The 1,559-nt window shown below is 63.7% G+C and carries 1 protein-coding gene; it reads right to left on the bottom strand.

What is annotated here, in order from left to right:
• On the bottom strand, window positions 1-1,559 hold a 1,559-nt coding region (locus tag AB9K34_RS21365), incomplete at both ends, for a formate--tetrahydrofolate ligase (protein ID WP_369956609.1).

Raw genomic sequence — 1,559 nt, 5'->3', positions numbered from 1 at the left:
CCGGCGGAGAGGCGCACTTCGCGGACCGGAACCGAGTGGCCGGTGGGGGCGCCGCGGCGGTTGGGGTCGGTGGTGAAGGAATACTGCGTCTTTGCCATGCAGATCGGCAGGTTGCCATAGCCCGCCTCTTCCCACTGTTTCAGCTGGTCGCGGATCTTCTTGTCCATCAGCGCCTCGTCGGCCCGGTAGATGCGCTTGCAGATGGTCTGGATCTTGTCGGCCAGCGACATGTCGTCGGGGTAAAGGGGCGCGAAATTGGCGCTGTTCTTGTCGGCGATCTCGGCCACCCGCCGCGCCAGATCCTCGGACCCTTCCGAGCCCAGCTCCCAGTGCCGCGACAGGATCGCTTCCGAACCGTGCTCCTTGACGAAATCCTTGACCGCCTGCACCTCGGCCTCAGTGTCTGTCACGAAATGATTGATCGCGACAACCACCGGCACGCCAAAGGATTTCAGGTTCTCGATGTGACGGCCCAGGTTCGGGCAGCCTTTCCTGACCGCCTCGACATTTTCCTCGCCCAGGTCGGCCTTGGCGACACCGCCGTTCATCTTCATCGCCCGCACCGTGGCCACGCAGACCACCACGGACGGCGCGATCCCGGCCTTGCGGCATTTGATGTTCATGAACTTCTCGGCCCCGAGATCGGCCCCGAACCCGGCCTCGGTCACCACGTAATCGGCCAGCTTCAGCGCGGTTGTCGTCGCCGTCACCGAGTTGCAGCCATGCGCGATATTGGCAAACGGACCGCCATGCACGAAGGCCGGGTTGTTCTCCAGCGTCTGCACCAGGTTCGGCTGCATCGCGTCCTTGAGCAGCACGGTCATCGCCCCGTCCGCCTTGATGTCGCGCGCATAGACCGGGCTGCGGTCCCGGCGATAGGCCACGATGATGTCCCCGAGCCGCTTCTGCAGGTCATCGAGATCGGAGGCCAGGCACAGGATCGCCATCACCTCGGACGCCACCGTGATGTCGAACCCCGCCTGACGCGGAAAGCCGTTGGCCACGCCCCCAAGGCTGGTCACGATGTCGCGCAGCGCGCGGTCGTTCATGTCCATCACCCGGCGCCAGACGACCCGGCGCTGGTCGATTCGCAGCTCGTTGCCCCAATAGATATGATTGTCGATCATCGCGCTTAACAAATTGTGAGCGCTGGTGATCGCATGAAAATCGCCGGTGAAATGCAGGTTCATGTCCTCCATCGGAACCACCTGCGCCATGCCGCCGCCCGCGGCACCGCCCTTCATCCCGAAACACGGCCCGAGGCTGGCCTCGCGGATGCAGATCATCGCCTTCTTGCCGATCCGGTTCAGCCCGTCTCCGAGGCCGACGGTCGTCGTCGTCTTGCCCTCGCCCGCCGGCGTCGGGTTGATCGCCGTCACGAGGATCAGCTTGCCGTTCTCGTTGCCCTGGACGCTGTCGATGAACCCCTGGCTCACCTTCGCCTTGTCATGCCCGTACGGCACAAGGTCATCGCTCGAAATCCCGAGCTTCGCACCAATCTCCTGGATCGGCGCCTTCTCCGCTTCACGCGCTATCTCAATATCACTCTTGTAGGCCAT

Source organism: Sedimentitalea sp. XS_ASV28, assembly GCF_041224545.1.
Lineage (GTDB): Bacteria > Pseudomonadota > Alphaproteobacteria > Rhodobacterales > Rhodobacteraceae > Sedimentitalea.
The sequence above is the reverse complement of the archived record's forward strand: the minus strand, read 5'-3'. Positions and strand labels throughout refer to the sequence as shown.